Origin of the sequence: Streptomyces sp. NBC_00620 (assembly GCF_026341825.1) — a bacterium.
Lineage (GTDB): Bacteria > Actinomycetota > Actinomycetes > Streptomycetales > Streptomycetaceae > Streptomyces.
The window spans coordinates 352,007-368,173 of sequence record NZ_JAPENY010000002.1 but is presented as its reverse complement, the minus strand read 5'-3'; the positions used below and the strand labels follow the sequence as shown (position 1 = coordinate 368,173).

Here is a 16,167-nt window from a genome sequence, read left to right as displayed (position 1 = left end):
TCAGACCATCAGAGAGCGGTCCGTCGGGCGGATCGGAGCCGGGAGTTCGCTGACCCCCGTCAGGAAGCGGTCGACCCCGCGGGCGGCCGAGCGGCCCTCCGCGATCGCCCAGACGATGAGGGACTGGCCGCGCCCGGCGTCACCGGCGACGTACACGCCGGGGACGTTCGTCGCGAAGTCGGCGTCACGCGCGATGTTGCCGCGCGCGTCCAGCTCCAGGCCGAACTGGGAGACCAGGCCGTTCTCGACGTCCGTACCGGTGAAGCCCATCGCGAGCGTCACCAGCTGGGCGGGGATCTTGCGCTCCGTGCCCGGCTTCTGGGTCAGCTTGCCTTCGATGAACTCGACCTCGACGAGGTGCAGCCACTGGACGTTGCCGTCCTCGTCGCCCTCGAAGTGGGTGGTGGAGACGGCGTAGACGCGCTCGCCGCCCTCCTCGTGCGCGGAGGTGACCTTGTAGAGCATCGGGAAGGTCGGCCAGGGCTGACCCGGGTTCCGCTCCTCGCCGGGCCGCGGCATGATCTCCAGCTGCGTGACCGAGGCCGCGCCCTGGCGGTGGGCGGTGCCCACGCAGTCCGCGCCCGTGTCGCCGCCGCCGATGACCACGACGTGCTTGCCCTCGGCCGTGATGGGGGGCGCCACGAAGTCGCCCTCCTGGACCTTGTTGGCGAGGGGCAGGTACTCCATCGCCTGGTGGATGCCCTTCAACTCCCGCCCGGGGACGGGAAGATCACGGGCGGTCGTCGCGCCCGCCGCGATGACCACGGCGTCGTACCGCTTGCGCAGCTTCGCCGCGTCGATGTCGCGGCCGATCTCCACGCCGGTGCGGAACTTGGTGCCCTCCGCGCGCATCTGCTCGATGCGCCGGTTGATGTGCCGCTTCTCCATCTTGAACTCGGGGATGCCGTAGCGGAGCAGACCGCCGACGCGGTCGGCGCGCTCGTACACGGCGACCGTGTGGCCGGCCCGGGTGAGCTGCTGGGCGGCGGCGAGACCGGCCGGACCCGAGCCGATGACCGCGACCGTCTTGCCGGAGAGGCGCTCCGGGGCCTGGGGCGCGACGTCGCCGCTGTCCCACGCCTTGTCGATGATGGAGACCTCGACGTTCTTGATGGTCACGGCGGGCTGGTTGATGCCGAGCACACACGCCGACTCGCACGGAGCCGGGCACAGGCGGCCGGTGAACTCCGGGAAGTTGTTCGTGGCGTGCAGGCGCTCGGAGGCGGCGGACCAGTCCTCGCGGTACGCGTAGTCGTTCCACTCGGGGATCAGGTTCCCCAGCGGACAGCCGTTGTGGCAGAACGGGATACCGCAGTCCATGCAGCGGCTGGCCTGCTTGCTGATGATGGGGAGCAGCGAGCCCGGAACGTAGACCTCGTTCCAGTCCTTGAGACGCACGTCCACCGGACGGGTCCTGGCGACCTCGCGGCCATGGTTCAAAAAGCCCTTGGGATCAGCCATTGGTCGCCGCCTCCATCATCTTCTCGGTGATCTCGGACTCGGGGAGTCCGGCTCGCTCGGCGGCGTCCTTGGCGGCGAGCACTGCCTTGTACGTGCTGGGGATGATCTTGCTGAAGCGGTCCACCGAGGCGGGCCACTCGGCGAGGAGCTTCTCGGCGACCGTCGAAGCGGTCTCCTCCGCGTGCCGGCGCACCACGTCGTGCAGCCACTGCGCGTCGGCGTCACCGAGGGCCTCGACGGCCCCGACGCTGCTGACGTTCACGTTCTCGGGGTTCAGGTCGAGGACGTACGCGACACCGCCGGACATACCGGCCGCGAAGTTCCGTCCCGTCTCACCGAGCACCACCGCGTGACCACCGGTCATGTACTCGCAGCCGTGGTCGCCCACGCCCTCGGAGACGACCGTCGCGCCGGAGTTGCGGACGCAGAAGCGCTCGCCGGTGCGGCCGCGCAGGAAGATCTCGCCGCCCGTCGCGCCGTACGCGATGGTGTTGCCCGCGATCGTCGAGTACTCGGCGAGGTGGTCGGCGCCCCGGTCGGGACGGACGATCACACGGCCGCCGGAGAGGCCCTTGCCGACGTAGTCGTTGGCGTCGCCCTCCAGGCGGAGCGTGACACCGCGCGGCAGGAAGGCGCCGAAGGACTGGCCCGCCGAGCCGGTGAAGGTGATGTCGATGGTGTCGTCGGGCAGGCCCGCGCCACCGAACTTCTTGGTCACCTCGTGGCCGAGCATGGTGCCGACCGTGCGGTTGATGTTGCGGATGGCGACCTGGGCGCGGACCGGCTGGGCGTCGGTCGCGGAGTCCGCGGCCAGCGCGTCGGCGGCGAGCTTGATCAGCTCGTTGTCGAGCGCCTTCTCCAGACCGTGGTCCTGCTGGATGACCTGGTGCAGCGGGGTGCCCTCGGGCAGCTCGGGCACGTAGAAGAGGGGGCTCAGGTCCAGGCCCTGCGCCTTCCAGTGGGTGATCGCCCGCTCCACGTCGAGGTTCTCGGCGTGGCCGACGGCCTCCTGGATGGTGCGGAAGCCCAGCTCGGCGAGGATCTCGCGGACCTCCTCGGCGATGAACCGGAAGAAGTTCACGATGTACTCGGCCTTGCCGGCGAAGCGCTCGCGGAGCACCGGGTTCTGGGTGGCGATGCCGACCGGGCAGGTGTCCAGGTGGCAGACGCGCATCATGACGCAGCCGGAGACGACGAGCGGCGCGGTCGCGAAACCGAACTCCTCGGCGCCGAGCAGCGCGGCGATGACCACGTCACGGCCGGTCTTCAGCTGGCCGTCGGTCTGCACGACGATGCGGTCGCGCAGGCCGTTGAGCAGCAGGGTCTGCTGGGTCTCGGCGAGACCGAGCTCCCAGGGACCACCGGCGTGCTTCAGCGAGGTGAGCGGGGAGGCGCCCGTACCGCCGTCGTGGCCGGAGATGAGCACGACGTCCGCGTGCGCCTTGGACACACCGGCGGCGACCGTGCCGACGCCGACCTCCGAGACCAGCTTCACGTGAATCCGCGCCTGCGGGTTCGCGTTCTTCAGGTCGTGGATCAGCTGGGCCAGGTCCTCGATGGAGTAGATGTCGTGGTGCGGCGGCGGGGAGATGAGGCCCACGCCGGGGGTGCTGTGCCGGGTCTTGGCGACCCAGGGGTACACCTTGTGGCCGGGCAGCTGGCCGCCCTCGCCGGGCTTGGCACCCTGCGCCATCTTGATCTGGATGTCGTCGGCGTTGACCAGGTACTCGGACGTGACACCGAAGCGGCCGGAGGCGACCTGCTTGATCGACGAACGGCGCGCGGGGTCGTAGAGGCGGTCCGCGTCCTCGCCGCCCTCACCCGTGTTGGACTTGCCGCCCAGCTGGTTCATGGCGATGGCGAGGGTCTCGTGCGCCTCCTTGGAGATGGAGCCGTACGACATGGCGCCGGTGGAGAAGCGCTTGACGATCTCCTCGACCGACTCGACCTCGTCGATGGAGATCGACTCGCGGTCCGACTTGAAGCCGAAGAGTCCGCGGAGCGTCATGAGGCGCTCGGACTGCTCGTTCACACGGCCCGTGTACTTCTTGAAGATGTCGTAGCGGGCGGTGCGCGTGGAGTGCTGGAGGCGGAAGACCGTCTCCGGGTCGAACAGGTGCGGCTCGCCCTCGCGGCGCCACTGGTACTCGCCGCCTATGTCGAGGGCGCGGTGCGCGGGCGCGATGCCGGAGGCCGGGTACGCCTTCGCGTGACGCGCCGCGACCTCCTTGGCGACGACGTCGAGTCCTGCGCCGCCGATCTTCGTCGCCGTACCGCTGAAGTACTTCTGGACGAAGGCCTGGTCCAGGCCGACGGCCTCGAAGACCTGGGCGCCGCGGTAGGAGGCGACGGTCGAGATGCCCATCTTGGACATGACCTTGAGGACGCCCTTGCCGAGCGCGTAGATCAGGTTGCGGATGGCCTGCTCGGGCTCGATGCCCTGGAGGAAGGTGCCCGCGCGGACGAGGTCCTCGACGGACTCCATCGCCAGGTAGGGGTTGACCGCCGCGGCACCGAAGCCGATGAGGAGGGCCACATGGTGGACCTCGCGGACGTCGCCCGCCTCGACGAGCAGACCCACCTGGGTGCGCTGCTTGGTGCGGATGAGGTGGTGGTGGACGGCCGCGGTGAGCAGCAGCGACGGGATCGGCGCGTGCTCGGCGTCGGAGTGCCGGTCCGAGAGGACGATCAGCCGGGCGCCGTTCTCGATGGCGGCGTCGGCCTCGGTGCAGATCTCGTCGATGCGGGCGGCCAGCGAGTCGCCGCCACCGGAGACCCGGTAGAGGCCGGACAGCGTCGCGGCCTTCATACCCGGCATGTCGCCGTCGGCGTTGATGTGGATGAGCTTGGCCAGCTCGTCGTTGTCGATCACCGGGAAGGGCAGGGTGACGCTGCGACAGGACGCGGCGGTCGGCTCGAGAAGGTTGCTCGCGGGGCCGAGGGACGAGCGCAGGGAGGTGACGAGCTCCTCGCGGATCGCGTCCAGCGGCGGGTTGGTGACCTGCGCGAACAGCTGGGTGAAGTAGTCGAACAGCAGCCGGGGGCGCTCGGACAGGGCCGCGATCGGCGAGTCCGTGCCCATGGAGCCGAGCGGCTCGCCGCCGGTGTTGGCCATCGGCGCGAGGATGATGCGCAGTTCTTCCTCGGTGTAGCCGAAGGTCTGCTGGCGGCGGGTGACCGAGGCGTGGGTGTGCACGATGTGCTCGCGCTCGGGGAGGTCGGAGAGCTCGATCTCGCCGGCTTCCAGCCACTCCGCGTACGGCTTCTCGGCGATGAGGCCGGCCTTGATCTCCTCGTCCTCGATGATGCGGTGCTCGGCGGTGTCGACGAGGAACATCTTGCCGGGCTGGAGGCGGCCCTTGCGGACGACCTTCGCGGGGTCGATGTCGAGGACGCCGACCTCGGAGCCGAGGACGACGAGGCCCTCGTCGGTGACCCAGTAGCGGCCGGGACGCAGACCGTTGCGGTCGAGGACCGCGCCGACCTGGGTGCCGTCGGTGAAGGTGACGCAGGCCGGGCCGTCCCAGGGCTCCATCATCGTGGCGTGGAACTGGTAGAAGGCGCGGCGGGCCTGGTCCATGGAGGTGTGGTTCTCCCACGCCTCCGGGATCATCATCAGCACGGAGTGCGGGAGGGACCTGCCGCCGAGGTGCAGAAGCTCGAGCACCTCGTCGAAGGAGGCGGAGTCGGACGCCTCGGGCGTACAGATCGGGAAGATCCGGTCGAGCTTGTCCTCGGCTCCGAAGAGGTCGGAGACGAGCTGGGACTCGCGGGCCGCCATCCAGTTGCGGTTGCCCTTGACCGTGTTGATCTCGCCGTTGTGCGCGACGAAGCGGTACGGGTGGGCGAGCGGCCAGCTCGGGAAGGTGTTCGTGGAGAACCGGGAGTGCACGAGCGCGATCGCGGAGGCGAAGCGGCGGTCGGACAGGTCCGGGAAGAAGGGCTCCAGCTGGCCGGTGGTCAGCATGCCCTTGTAGACGATGGTGCGGGCGGAGAGCGACGGGAAGTACACGTCGGCCTCGCGCTCGGCGCGCTTGCGCAGGACGAAGGCCTTGCGGTCGAGGTCGATGCCCTCCGAGGAGCCGCCGTCGGACACGAAGACCTGGCGGAAGACGGGCATGGTCGAACGCGCGGTGGCGCCGAGCAGCTCGGGGGCGATCGGGACCTCGCGCCAGCCGAGGACGGTGAGGCCCTCGTCGGCGGCGATCGTCTCGATCCGTGAGACGGCGTCGGTGATGCCGTCCTCGGGCAGGAAGGCGATGCCCACCGCGTACGCGCCGGCCGCGGGAAGCTCGAATCCGGCCACCTCGCGGAGGAAGGCGTCCGGCACCTGGGAGAGGATGCCCGCGCCGTCACCCGAGTCGGGTTCGGCGCCGGTGGCTCCTCGGTGCTCCAGGTTGCGCAGAACCGTGAGCGCCTGCTCGACCAGCGCGTGGCTCGCCTCACCGGTGAGGGTGGCCACGAAGCCGACGCCACAGGCGTCGTGCTCGTTGCGGGGGTCGTACATACCCTGCGCTGCAGGGCGAGCATCCATGAAGGACCACTTCTGGCCATTCGTGGAGTGCTGGGACGGCTGGCGCGGCGTACGCATCGGCTCTCCCGTCGTCGTCGTGGCATATGCGAGTGCCGAGGGACGACGTTGGCCCTCTGCTTTATGTGCGCAAAATTTCGTGCAGGTTACATGATGGGGCGGATCTCGGGAACCGGATACTGCGTTCCAACATGCGGACACCGGAGGGTCGCGGCGGGGGTACCGCGCGCAGCGGTGGAGTTTAAGGGGGCCTAAGCGGACAGATCAGTGCCCGTCGGCCCGGAGCGCGGCAGGCAACGTCACCCGCCGCGGTTGTGCGGAGCAGGCCTCATTGCCCACAGCGCTTACGGCTCATGCCCAGTGGTTAAGCGTTCGAAACCGCCGAGTAACGGCTACTTATGCAGTCCCTTGCATAGGTGCCCGACGAGTCATCCTACGGCCGTACCGAACAAACTGCCCAGGGCGTACGTCACACCCGCCGCGGCACCACCGAGAGCGAGCTGTCGCAGCCCGCTGTACCACCAGGATCGCGCGGTCACCTTGGCCACGACCGCGCCACAGGCGAAGAGCCCGATCAGCGCGAGCAGCAGCGCCGGCCACAGAGAGGTCGCGCCGAGCAGGAACGGCAGTACGGGGAGCAGGGCGCCGAGCGCGAAGGAGCCGAAGCTCGACACCGCGGCGACGGTCGGCGAGGGCAGGTCGCCCGGGTCGATGCCGAGTTCCTCACGGGCGTGTATCTCCAGGGCCTGCTCGGGGTCGCGGGACAGCTGCCGGGCGACCTCCCGCGCCAGCGGGGCGTCGACACCGCGCGCCTGGTAAAGCTCGGCGAGCTCCCGCTCCTCGTCCTTCGGGTGCTTCCTCAACTCCCGTCGCTCGACTTCGAGTTCGGCCTCGACGAGTTCGCGCTGCGAGGCCACGGAGGTGTACTCACCGGCGGCCATGGAGAAGGCACCCGCCGCGAGACCAGCGAGCCCGGTGATGACGATCGTCTGATGGGACACGGATCCGCCGGCGACACCGGTCATGAGCGCGAGGTTGGAGACGAGGCCGTCCATCGCGCCGAACACCGCGGGCCGCAGCCAGCCACCGTTGACGTCGCGGTGGGTGTGGTTGTCGCGATGCGCCTCGTGCAGCGTCGCCTCGGTCTCGATGATGGCCATGCGGGTCCCCCTGGGATGCGCTTCTCGGATTGCCTCTTGGGTTGCTTCTCGGACTACTTCTTGGACAGGTTCTACTTTTCGACAACCCCAAAACTACGCCGATAATTTCGCGCTCGCCAGCAAGGAAAGGCTGGGCTTACCTGCACGTTTACGGTTTTTCGCTCATCTGTGCCAGGTGAAGCGCAGATGTCGACCGGGTGATGCTGAGGTGCGCGAGGCTCTGGTGAACCGCGTAGGTGGGACAGATCCGCAAAGGGTTCCGCGCGGGTTTCCCAGGTTTCCGCGCGTCGACTCGTCGCGAACGGCGGCGATGGAGCCCTGAGAGGAGAAGCACCCATGGCTTCCATCGCCTGCATTCCCTCGGCCCCGGCGCCCGGAGACGCCGCCGGACTCCGCGAACGAGCGCGCGGCGCGCTGCTCGGCCTCGCCGTGGGGGACGCGCTCGGCGCGCCCGCCGAGAACATGAAGCCCTCCGAGATCCGTGCGAAGTGGGGCCGGATCACGGGGTACGTCGCCGAGCACCCGGCCGGGACCGACGACACCGAGTACGCGATCTTCTCGGGCCTGTTGCTGGCCCGGCACGGTTCGGCGCTCACCGTGACCCATGTCGAGGCGGCCTGGCACCAGTGGATCGCGGACCGGGACGAGGGCCCGTTCCGGGGCGCAGGGTTCAGCGAACGGGGCACCCTGGAGAACCTCCGCCGCGGGCTCGCCGCACCGATCTCCGCCCAGCACCGGCATGCCTGGAGCGACGGTCTCGCGATGCGCGCGGCGCCCTTCGGCGTCTTCGCCGCGGGCCGCCCCGCCGAAGCGGCCCGCCTGGTGGCGATCGACGGCTCGGTGAGCCACGAAGGTGAGGGCATCTACGGCGGCCAGGCGGTCGCCGCGGGGGTCGCGGCGGCCATGGCGGGGGCCCCGACCATCGCCGTCGTCGCCTCCGCCCTCGCCGTCATCCCGGACGACTCCTGGACCGCCCGCTCACTGCGCCGCGCAGTCGCCGTCGCCCACCGCGGCGAACGCGCGGTCCGCTCGGCGGTCGTCATCGGCGGCTACCCGTGGACCGACCTCGCCCCCGAGGCCGTCGCCCTCGCCTTCGGCGCGTACGCCGCCGCCGACGGCGACTTCACCGAGTCCGTCCTCACCGCGGTCAACATGGGCCGCGACGCCGACACGACAGCGGCGGTCGCCGGCGCCCTCGCCGGAGCAACCCGCGGCGCCTCCTCGATCCCGGCCGCGTGGGCGGCAGCGATCGGACCCGCGCTGGGCAGCTGCCTCCCCTCCATGGAAGGCCACCACGTACTGGACGTGGCGGAGTTGCTGACACCGGGGGACGACGGGAAGTGGGGTGCGGGAGGACTCGTACGAGATGAGAACGAGCTCGTACGAGGCTGGGCCGGCCCTGCACGAGAGGCCGGCCGGCCCGCACGGGAGGGGGCGGGGCCCGCAGGGGGAGGTCAGTCCCTACGCGACGGGGCTGAGACCGTACGAGAGTGGGCTGGGCCCGCAGGAGAGGGAGCGGCTCAGCCGGTACGGGAGTGGGCCGGGCCCGTACGAGACCGGCGCGAGCCCGCCCGGAACGCGGCTCCGTACGACACGTGGCCCGGCCCCGACCCGGACGCGTTCGTCCTCGCCGCCGACGAGGACGAGGTACAGCGATGACCCCCGGCCTGATGCGAGACGAACCGGACGAGGGCCCGGCCCCCTCAGCGGACTCCGCCCCGACGATGGACTCAGCCCTGTCCCCAGCCACCGCCCTCACGGACTCCGACCCTGTGCCGGATTCCGACCCCTCAACAGACACGGCCCTCGCCACAGCCACCGCCCCCGCGGACTCCGACCCCGCGGCGGACTCCGCCCTCTCCACAAAGACTGCCCCGTCGGCAGACGCTGCCCTTTCCCCGGATGCTTCCGCCCGCTCGGCAGGCAATGTCTCCTCCGCGGACTCCCGCGGCTCCACGGACACTGCGCTCGCAACGGGTGCCGCCCTGCCAGCCGACGCTGCCCCGTCCACGGACTCCAGCCTCCCCACGGACTCCGCCCCCTCAGCAAGCACGGCCTTCTCTACGGACTCCGCCCTGCCAGCAGGCACTGCCCTGGCCACAGACTTGACCCTCGCCCCAGCCACTGCCCTCTTCACGCGCTCCGCCTTCGCCGCAGGCACTGCCCGCTCGGCAGAGCCTGCCCCCTCGGCGGACTCCGCCCCCGGGGCGGACCCCCTCCCCGCCCCCGGCGAAAAGAGAGCCGCCGCCCTCCCAGGGCGGCCCCGCCGTATCGAGGGGCTGCTTCTCGGTCTCGCCGCAGGCGATGCCGCCGGCTGGCCCGCCGCGCGGCATCGGGCCGCTCGGATGCCCGAGTGGACGCGGCGGCTGACGCGGGAGCTGGACACGTTCGCGGAGCAGAACGCGACGACGACGCTGCCCGTGCCGATCGCGCTGAACCAGCCGCCGGAGCCGCTGCGGCTCGGTCCGTCGGACGACGCGGAGTGGGCGGCGTTCGCGGCGGAGGCGGTGCTGCGGGCCGGGGACGCGACCGCGCTCGGGGACCTGAGCCGGGAGCGGCGTATGCGCGCGTCCATCGACCTGTCGTGGAACGCGATCGCCAGCGAGGTCGCCGCGGCGGCCGAACGCGCCCCCGAGGTCGAATCGGCCCTGCTCCCGCTCCGCGCCCGGATCTCCGTACGGGCCGGACTCGGCAACCTCGCCACCGGCCTGCGCCCGCCCGCCACCGGCCACGACAACCCCCACTACTTCGACGACGCGGCCTGCGTACGGGCCTGCGTGCTCGCCGTGGCCCACCCGGGCGACCCCCGGCTCGCCGCCGAACTCGCCGAGTTCGACGCCCGCTACACCCAGGACGGCGACGGCGTGCACGGAGCTCGCGCGATGGCCGCCGCGATCTCGCTCGCCCTCGCCGGGGCCGACGTCGACGCCTGCGCGGACGCCGCCCTCGCCGAACTCCCCGAGTCGACGGAGATCGGCCGCAACGCCCGCCACGCGCTGAAGCTCGCCCGCGACAGCGAGGGCACCTTCGCCCTGGTCCCCCTGCTGGAACACCAGATCGTCGATCACGTGTACAGCTACGGCATCGCGGCGGCGGAAACCGTCCCCGTGGCCCTCGCTCTCGCCACCGCCGCGCGCGGCCGGATCGCCGAGGCGGTGCCCGCCGCCGCGTGCCTGTCCCGCGTCGCCGACTCGGCCCCGGCCCTCGCGGGCGCGCTCACCGGCGCACTCGGCGGCGGCGACGCCATCCCGGCCTCCTGGCGCGACGCCTGCCGCACCCTCTCCGGCTGCGCCCTGCCCCGCCTGACCGGCACGGACTTGATCGGACTCGCCGACCTTCTGGAAGCGACGGAACTGAGTACCCCAGAGGGATGATTCGGGCATGACGCCCAAAGGAGCAGCAAGTCTGGAAGAGCGGATCACCGGAAGCCTCGTCGGGGCCGCCGTCGGCGACGCCCTCGGTGGCCCCGTCGAGGGCTACACGCCCGAGCAGATCACGGAACGCCACGGCGGCCGCGTCCACGGCATCGTCGGTCCCTGGAACGGCGACGCCTGGCGCACCGCCCGCCCCATCGCCCCGTACCACAAGGGCGACGGGCACGTCACCGACGACACCTTGATGACCCACGCGCTGGTACGCGTGTACGCCACCGTCCGCGACCACCTCGACGCGTACGCGGTCGCCGAGCACCTGGTCCCCGACCTCATGTCCAACCCGCGCTGGATCCCCGAGTTGGAGGCCGAGGCCCTCCCGCTCCAGCGGATCTTCCTCGCCGAGAAGTGGCTCGTGGCGCGACTGCACTACGGCCACGTCGACCCCCGGGAGGCCGGCACCGGCAACATCGTCAACTGCGGTGCCGCGATGTACATGGCCCCGGTCGGCCTGGTCAACGCGGCCAACCCGGCGGGCGCGTACGCCGAGGCCCTCGACATCGCGGGCGCCCACCAGTCCTCGTACGGCCGCGAGGCCGCCGGAGTCTTCGCGGCTGCGGTGGCGGCGGCCTGCGCACCGGGAGCGACGCCCGACTCGGTCGTCGCCGCGTGTCTGGCCCTGGCCAAGGACGGCACCCGCGCCGCCATCGAGGCGGTCTGCGAAGTCGCCGCCCGCCACACGAACTTCGAGTCGGCGCTGGTCCCGCTGCGCGAGGCGGTCGCCCCCTACGACACAGTGGGCCCCGACTACCGGTCCCCCTCCCTCGGCGCCCGCCGCCCGTCCCGGCTGCACACGATCGAGGAACTCCCCATCGCCCTGGGCATGTTGGTGCTCTCCGGCGGCGACTACGGCCACGCGGTCCTCGGCTCCGTGAACTACGGCCGCGACTGCGACTCCATCGCCACCATGTCCGGCGCCCTCGCGGGAGCCCTCGGCTCGGAGATCCCCCGCGACTGGGCCAAGACGGTCGCGGAGGCGAGCCGCCTCGACCTCGAGACCCCGGCGAAGTCGCTCACGGCGGTGGCCCGGGAGATCTTCGAACGGGACGTACACCGCCGACGAACACACGAGACGGCGTACACCGTGCTGGCGGACCGACGGTGACACCGCTGCGCCTCACCTGGGTCCAGCCCGAGGACCTCCTCGGCCACGAACTCGCCCAGGCAACCCAGGACGGCCGCGAGCCATCGGCCATCGCCGCACGCTGGCGAGCGGCGGGCGGCCCGGCGGCACCATCCCGCGCCGGCGCGTCCCCAACTCCGACGTCCCGATACCTCCGGGCCCTCGCAGAGGACCTCTTGGACGAACTGGCAGACCTGCCAAGCAGGTTGGCAGACCAAGAGCCGACGGACCTGACCCAGATCAAGGCCCACTGCCCGGACTGGCCGTCACCAACTGCGCCGCCGACGCCGGGTGCCGCCCCAGCCAACCCCGCTGTGGGCATGCGTGCCGCTAGGGGCGGCACGGGTGGGCACAGCGGCACCCTGCAAGCGCAGGCAAGCGCACCCACCCCACCCCCAGCCCCCACCCAGGCCCACCTGGAAGCCGCCTGGCTGGGCCGAGCCGCAGGCTGCCTACTGGGCAAACCAGTAGAAAAGCTCCCCCTACAAGGGATCCGAGACCTGGCCCGAGCCACAGGCAACTGGCCCCTGCACACCTGGTTCACAGCAAAAGGCGTCCCCGAGGAACTCACCCACGCCCACCCGTGGAACAAACGCTCCGCGCAAACCTCCCTCGCCGAGAACATCGACGGCATGCCGGAGGACGACGACCTCAACTACCCGCTCCTGAACACCCTGTTGATCCAACGCCACGGCAGAGACTTCACCACCACGGACGTGGCCCGCCTCTGGCTGGACGAACTCCCCGCAGGCCGCACGTTCACCGCGGAACGCATCGCCTACCGCAACCTCCTCACCGGCATCGAACCCCCACGAACCGCCCGCCACCGCAACCCGTTCCGCGAATGGATCGGCGCCCTGATCCGCGCCGACGTGCACGGCTGGACGAACCCGGGCGACCCGGCAGCCGCGGCAGAACAGGCCCACCGCGATGCCACCCTCACCCACACGGCGAACGGCGTGTACGCGGCGATGTTCACGGCGGCCACGATCGCCGAGGCAGCCACCGGACGCAGCGACGTCCACACCTGCCTGCGCACCGGACTCACCGTGGTCCCGCCCGGCTCCCGGCTGGCCGAGGCGGTCCGGCACGCAGTCCAACTCGCCCGTACGACAGAGAACTTCGACGACCTCGTGGACGAACTGCACACCACCCACCGCGCCTACCACTGGGTCCACGCCATCCCCAACACCGCCCTGATCGCCGCCGCCCTCACCCACGCGAACGGCGACTTCTCCGGCTCCATCTGCCGTGCGGTGTCCGGCGGTTGGGACACCGACTCCAACGGCGCGACGGCCGGCAGCATCGCGGGCCTGCTCGCGGGTTCCCCCACCGCACTCCCCGACCGCTGGACCACTCCCCTCAAGAACCGACTGGCCACCTCCATCGCCGACTTCAACGGCACCGGCTTCGACAACCTCGCCCAGCTGACCCACCTGCTCACCCGCCGGGAGGCACCCCGCCCATGACCCACATCGCCGTTCTCGGCTCCACGAACATGGACCTCGTCGCGTACGTCGCCAAGGCCCCGCAGCGCGGCGAGACCGTGACGGGCCGGGAGTTCCGTACGATCCCCGGCGGCAAGGGCGCCAACCAGGCGGTGGCCGCGGTGCACGCGGGTGCCGACGTCTCGTTGATCGGCGCGGTGGGCTACGACGCCTTCGGCAGCCAACTCCGGTCCACGCTGGAGCACTCGGGCGTGAACACCGACCATCTGCGCACCACCGAGGGCCCGTCGGGCACCGCGCACATCGTCGTCGACGACGAGGGCGGCAACGCGATCGTCGTCATCCCCGGCGCGAACGCCACAGTCTCCGCCCTCGCCCCCGGCGACGAGGGCCTCATCGCCACCGCCGACGCCCTCCTGCTGCAGCTCGAAATCCCGCAGTCCGCGGTCCTCGCGGGCGCCGAGGCGGCCCGCAGCCACGGCGTACGCACCATCCTGACCCCGTCCCCCGCCCAGCCGCTGCCACCCCAACTCCTCGCCACCATCGACCTGTTGGTGCCCAACGAACACGAGGCCGCCGCGCTCACCGGCATCACCGATCCACACGCGGCGGCCGCCGCCCTGCTCGACCAGGTCCCGGAGGTCGTCATCACGCTGGGATCGGCGGGCAGCCTGTACGCGGCCCGCGGCGCCACACCCATGACCGTGCCCGCGCCCCGGGTGACCGCCGTGGACTCGACCGGCGCGGGCGACACCTTCGTCGGCACCCTCGCTGTGGCCCTCGCCGAAGGCCGGGAGATGCCGGAGGCCCTCGCGTGGGCATCGGCCGCTGCCGCACTCTCGGTGCAGAAGGCAGGAGCGTCGTCCTCGATGCCGTACCGCGCCGAGATCGACGCCCAGGCGTCCCAGACGACCCAGGCGTCCCAGGTCTCGCAGCACCCGCGGCCCACCTCATGAACGCGCACCCGGGGCAAGCACCCCTCACCGGCCTGCGCGTCCTCGACCTCGCCACCCTCTTCGCCGGGCCGCTCGCCGCGACCATGCTCGGCGACTTCGGCGCGGAGGTCGTCAAGGTCGAGCATCCCACCAAGCCCGACCCGTCCCGGGGGCACGGCCCGTCCAAGGACGGCATCGGTCTCTGGTGGAAGCTCCTCGGCCGCAACAAGCGCACGATCACCCTCGACCTGTCGAAACCGGGCGGCCGCGAGACCCTCCTCCGCCTCGCCGCCACCGCCGACGTCGTCATCGAGAACTTCCGCCCCGGCACGCTGGAGAAGTGGGACCTCGGCTGGGCGGAACTCTCGGCCGCGAACCCCCGCCTCGTGCTCGCCCGGGTCACCGGCTTCGGCCAGTTCGGGCCGTACGCGCATCGCCCGGGCTTCGGCACGCTCGCGGAGGCGATGAGCGGCTTCGCGGCGATCACCGGCGAGCCGGACGCCCCGCCGACCCTGCCGCCCTTCGGCCTGGCCGACTCGATCGCGGGCCTGGCGACGGCGTACGCCGTGATGACCGCGCTTACGGCCCGCGAGCGGACCGGCGAGGGGCAGGTGGTCGACATGGCGATCATCGAACCGATCCTGACCGTCCTCGGCCCGCAGCCGCTCTGGTACGACCAGTTGGGCCACGTCCAGCCCCGCACCGGCAACCGCTCCGCGAACAACGCGCCCCGCAACACCTACCGCACGGCCGACGGTTCCTGGGTCGCGGTCTCCACCTCCGCCCAGTCGATCGCGGAACGCCTGATGCGGCTGGTCGGCCGCCCGGAGCTGATCGACGAACCGTGGTTCGCGACGAGTGCGGACCGCGCGCGCCACGCGGACGTCCTGGACGAGGCGGTCGGCGCGTGGATCGCCGACCGCACCCGCACCGAAGTCCTGGAGGCCTTCGAGAAGGCGGAGGCCGCGGTGGCCCCCATCCAGGACGTCCGGGACGTGATGACGGACCCGCAGTACGAGGCGCTGGACACCATCACCACCGTCCAGGACCCCGAACTCGGCCCCCTCCGTATGCAGAACGTCCTCTTCCGGCTCTCCTCCACCCCCGGCGCGATCCACTGGGCGGGCCGCCCGCACGGCGCGGACACCGACACGGTCCTCGCCGAACTCGGCCTGACGGAGCGGGAGATCGACGCCCTGCGAGCGGAGGGAGCCCTGTGACCGCGGGGCACCTCCCCCTCACCTGGCTGTACGTCCCCGGAGACCGCCCGGAGATCGTCGCCAAGGCGCTGGTGTCGGGCTCGGACGTCGTTCTCATCGACCTGGAGGACGCGGTCGCCCCGGACCGCAAGGAGTACGCCCGCGCGGCCACCGCGGAACTCCTCTCCGAGCCCCCGCCCGTCCCGGTCCACGTCCGCGTGAACGCCCTGGACAGCCCACAGGCGGAAGCCGACCTCAAGACCCTCTCCCCGCTTCCAGGTCTGTCGGGGCTCCGCCTCCCCAAAGTGACCTCGCCCGCCGACGTCGTACGGGTCGCGGAGAACGCGACCCCCTCCGGCGGCGGCGCGATCCCGCTGTACGCCCTCCTGGAAACGGCCCTCGGCGTGGAGCAGGCCTTCACCATCGCGTCCTCGCACCGGGCCCTGCGCGGCATCGCGCTCGGCGAGGCCGACCTACGGGCGGACCTGGGCGTACGGGGTGACGCGGGCCTGGACTGGTCCCGCGCCCGCGTGGTGGTGGCCGCCCGCGCCGCAGGCCTGGCGCCGCCCGCCCAGTCCATCTACCCCGACATCCGCGACCTCGACGGCCTCGCCGCCTCCTGCACCCACGGCCGCACCCTCGGCTTCCTCGGCCGCACCGCCATCCACCCCCGCCAGCTCCCGGTCATCGAGCAGTCCTACCTCCCGACCCCCGAAGAAATCGAAACCGCCGAAGCAATCCTCAAAGCAGCCACCACCGACCCCGGCGCCCAGGCCCTCCCCGACGGCACCTTCGTGGACGCGGCAGTGGTAGCAGGCGCCCACCGGACACTGGCCCTGGCACACCGAAGGGGCTGACGCGGGCACGCGAAGGGGGCGC

Annotated in this window: 10 protein-coding genes; 7 read left to right on the top strand and 3 right to left on the bottom strand. The window is 71.5% G+C overall.

Annotated features, from left to right (window positions below):
- The 3 genes from OG246_RS20820 to OG246_RS20810 all read right to left on the bottom strand — a co-directional run bounded on the left by OG246_RS20820 (nucleotide 1) and on the right by OG246_RS20810 (nucleotide 7,152).
- Entirely contained in the window at nucleotides 1-1,461 is a 1,461-nt protein-coding gene (locus OG246_RS20820; protein ID WP_266465425.1) for a glutamate synthase subunit beta, read from the bottom strand.
- Nucleotides 1,454-6,052, bottom strand: a complete 4,599-nt coding sequence (gltB, locus tag OG246_RS20815; RefSeq protein WP_266465422.1) for a glutamate synthase large subunit — start codon at nucleotides 6,050-6,052, stop codon at nucleotides 1,454-1,456. The genes OG246_RS20820 and gltB overlap by 8 nt, the downstream gene beginning before the upstream one ends.
- Before the next feature lie 368 nt (nucleotides 6,053-6,420).
- Nucleotides 6,421-7,152: a VIT1/CCC1 transporter family protein gene (locus tag OG246_RS20810; RefSeq protein ID WP_266465419.1), complete on the bottom strand. Its 732-nt coding sequence runs from the start codon at nucleotides 7,150-7,152 to the stop codon at nucleotides 6,421-6,423.
- 336 nt (nucleotides 7,153-7,488) lie between these two features.
- Here OG246_RS20810 and OG246_RS20805 point away from each other — a divergent pair, with 336 nt between their 5' ends.
- The 7 genes from OG246_RS20805 to OG246_RS20775 all read left to right on the top strand — a co-directional run bounded on the left by OG246_RS20805 (nucleotide 7,489) and on the right by OG246_RS20775 (nucleotide 16,145).
- Nucleotides 7,489-8,811 carry an ADP-ribosylglycohydrolase family protein gene (locus OG246_RS20805; protein ID WP_266465417.1) on the top strand — a complete coding sequence of 441 codons (1,323 nt, stop codon included), beginning with the start codon at nucleotides 7,489-7,491 and terminating at the stop codon, nucleotides 8,809-8,811.
- Nucleotides 8,812-9,257: 446 nt separating this feature from the next.
- The gene (locus OG246_RS20800) at nucleotides 9,258-10,526 is read left to right on the top strand and encodes an ADP-ribosylglycohydrolase family protein (RefSeq protein ID WP_266465414.1); all 1,269 of its coding nucleotides are present in this window, start codon (nucleotides 9,258-9,260) and stop codon (nucleotides 10,524-10,526) included.
- A 7-nt stretch (nucleotides 10,527-10,533) separates the two neighbouring features.
- Nucleotides 10,534-11,688 carry an ADP-ribosylglycohydrolase family protein gene (locus OG246_RS20795; protein WP_266465411.1) on the top strand — a complete coding sequence of 385 codons (1,155 nt, stop codon included), beginning with the start codon at nucleotides 10,534-10,536 and terminating at the stop codon, nucleotides 11,686-11,688.
- On the top strand, nucleotides 11,685-13,175 hold the full coding sequence (locus tag OG246_RS20790) for an ADP-ribosylglycohydrolase family protein (RefSeq protein ID WP_266465409.1): 1,491 nt from the start codon (nucleotides 11,685-11,687) through the stop codon (nucleotides 13,173-13,175). The genes OG246_RS20795 and OG246_RS20790 overlap by 4 nt, the downstream gene beginning before the upstream one ends.
- Nucleotides 13,172-14,110, top strand: a complete 939-nt coding sequence (gene rbsK, locus OG246_RS20785; protein ID WP_266465406.1) for a ribokinase — start codon at nucleotides 13,172-13,174, stop codon at nucleotides 14,108-14,110. The genes OG246_RS20790 and rbsK overlap by 4 nt, the downstream gene beginning before the upstream one ends.
- A complete protein-coding gene (locus OG246_RS20780; RefSeq protein WP_266465403.1) occupies nucleotides 14,107-15,309 on the top strand; it encodes a CaiB/BaiF CoA-transferase family protein in 1,203 nt (400 codons plus the stop codon). The genes rbsK and OG246_RS20780 overlap by 4 nt, the downstream gene beginning before the upstream one ends.
- A complete protein-coding gene (locus OG246_RS20775; protein ID WP_266465400.1) occupies nucleotides 15,306-16,145 on the top strand; it encodes a CoA ester lyase in 840 nt (279 codons plus the stop codon). Before OG246_RS20780 ends, OG246_RS20775 begins: the two co-directional genes overlap by 4 nt.
- The last annotated feature ends 22 nt before the right edge of the window (nucleotides 16,146-16,167 follow it).

What these genes read in the sequence shown, in the direction of transcription:
- OG246_RS20810 (WP_266465419.1), bottom strand. Translation starts at nt 7,152, where the DNA reads ATGGCCATCATCGAGACCGAGGCGACGCTGCACGAGGCGCATCGCGAC.
- OG246_RS20820 (WP_266465425.1), bottom strand. Translation starts at nt 1,461, where the DNA reads ATGGCTGATCCCAAGGGCTTTTTGAACCATGGCCGCGAGGTCGCCAGG.
- OG246_RS20795 (WP_266465411.1), top strand. Translation starts at nt 10,534, where the DNA reads ATGACGCCCAAAGGAGCAGCAAGTCTGGAAGAGCGGATCACCGGAAGC.
- OG246_RS20805 (WP_266465417.1), top strand. Translation starts at nt 7,489, where the DNA reads ATGGCTTCCATCGCCTGCATTCCCTCGGCCCCGGCGCCCGGAGACGCC.
- rbsK (WP_266465406.1), top strand. Translation starts at nt 13,172, where the DNA reads ATGACCCACATCGCCGTTCTCGGCTCCACGAACATGGACCTCGTCGCG.
- OG246_RS20780 (WP_266465403.1), top strand. Translation starts at nt 14,107, where the DNA reads ATGAACGCGCACCCGGGGCAAGCACCCCTCACCGGCCTGCGCGTCCTC.
- gltB (WP_266465422.1), bottom strand. Translation starts at nt 6,052, where the DNA reads ATGCGTACGCCGCGCCAGCCGTCCCAGCACTCCACGAATGGCCAGAAG.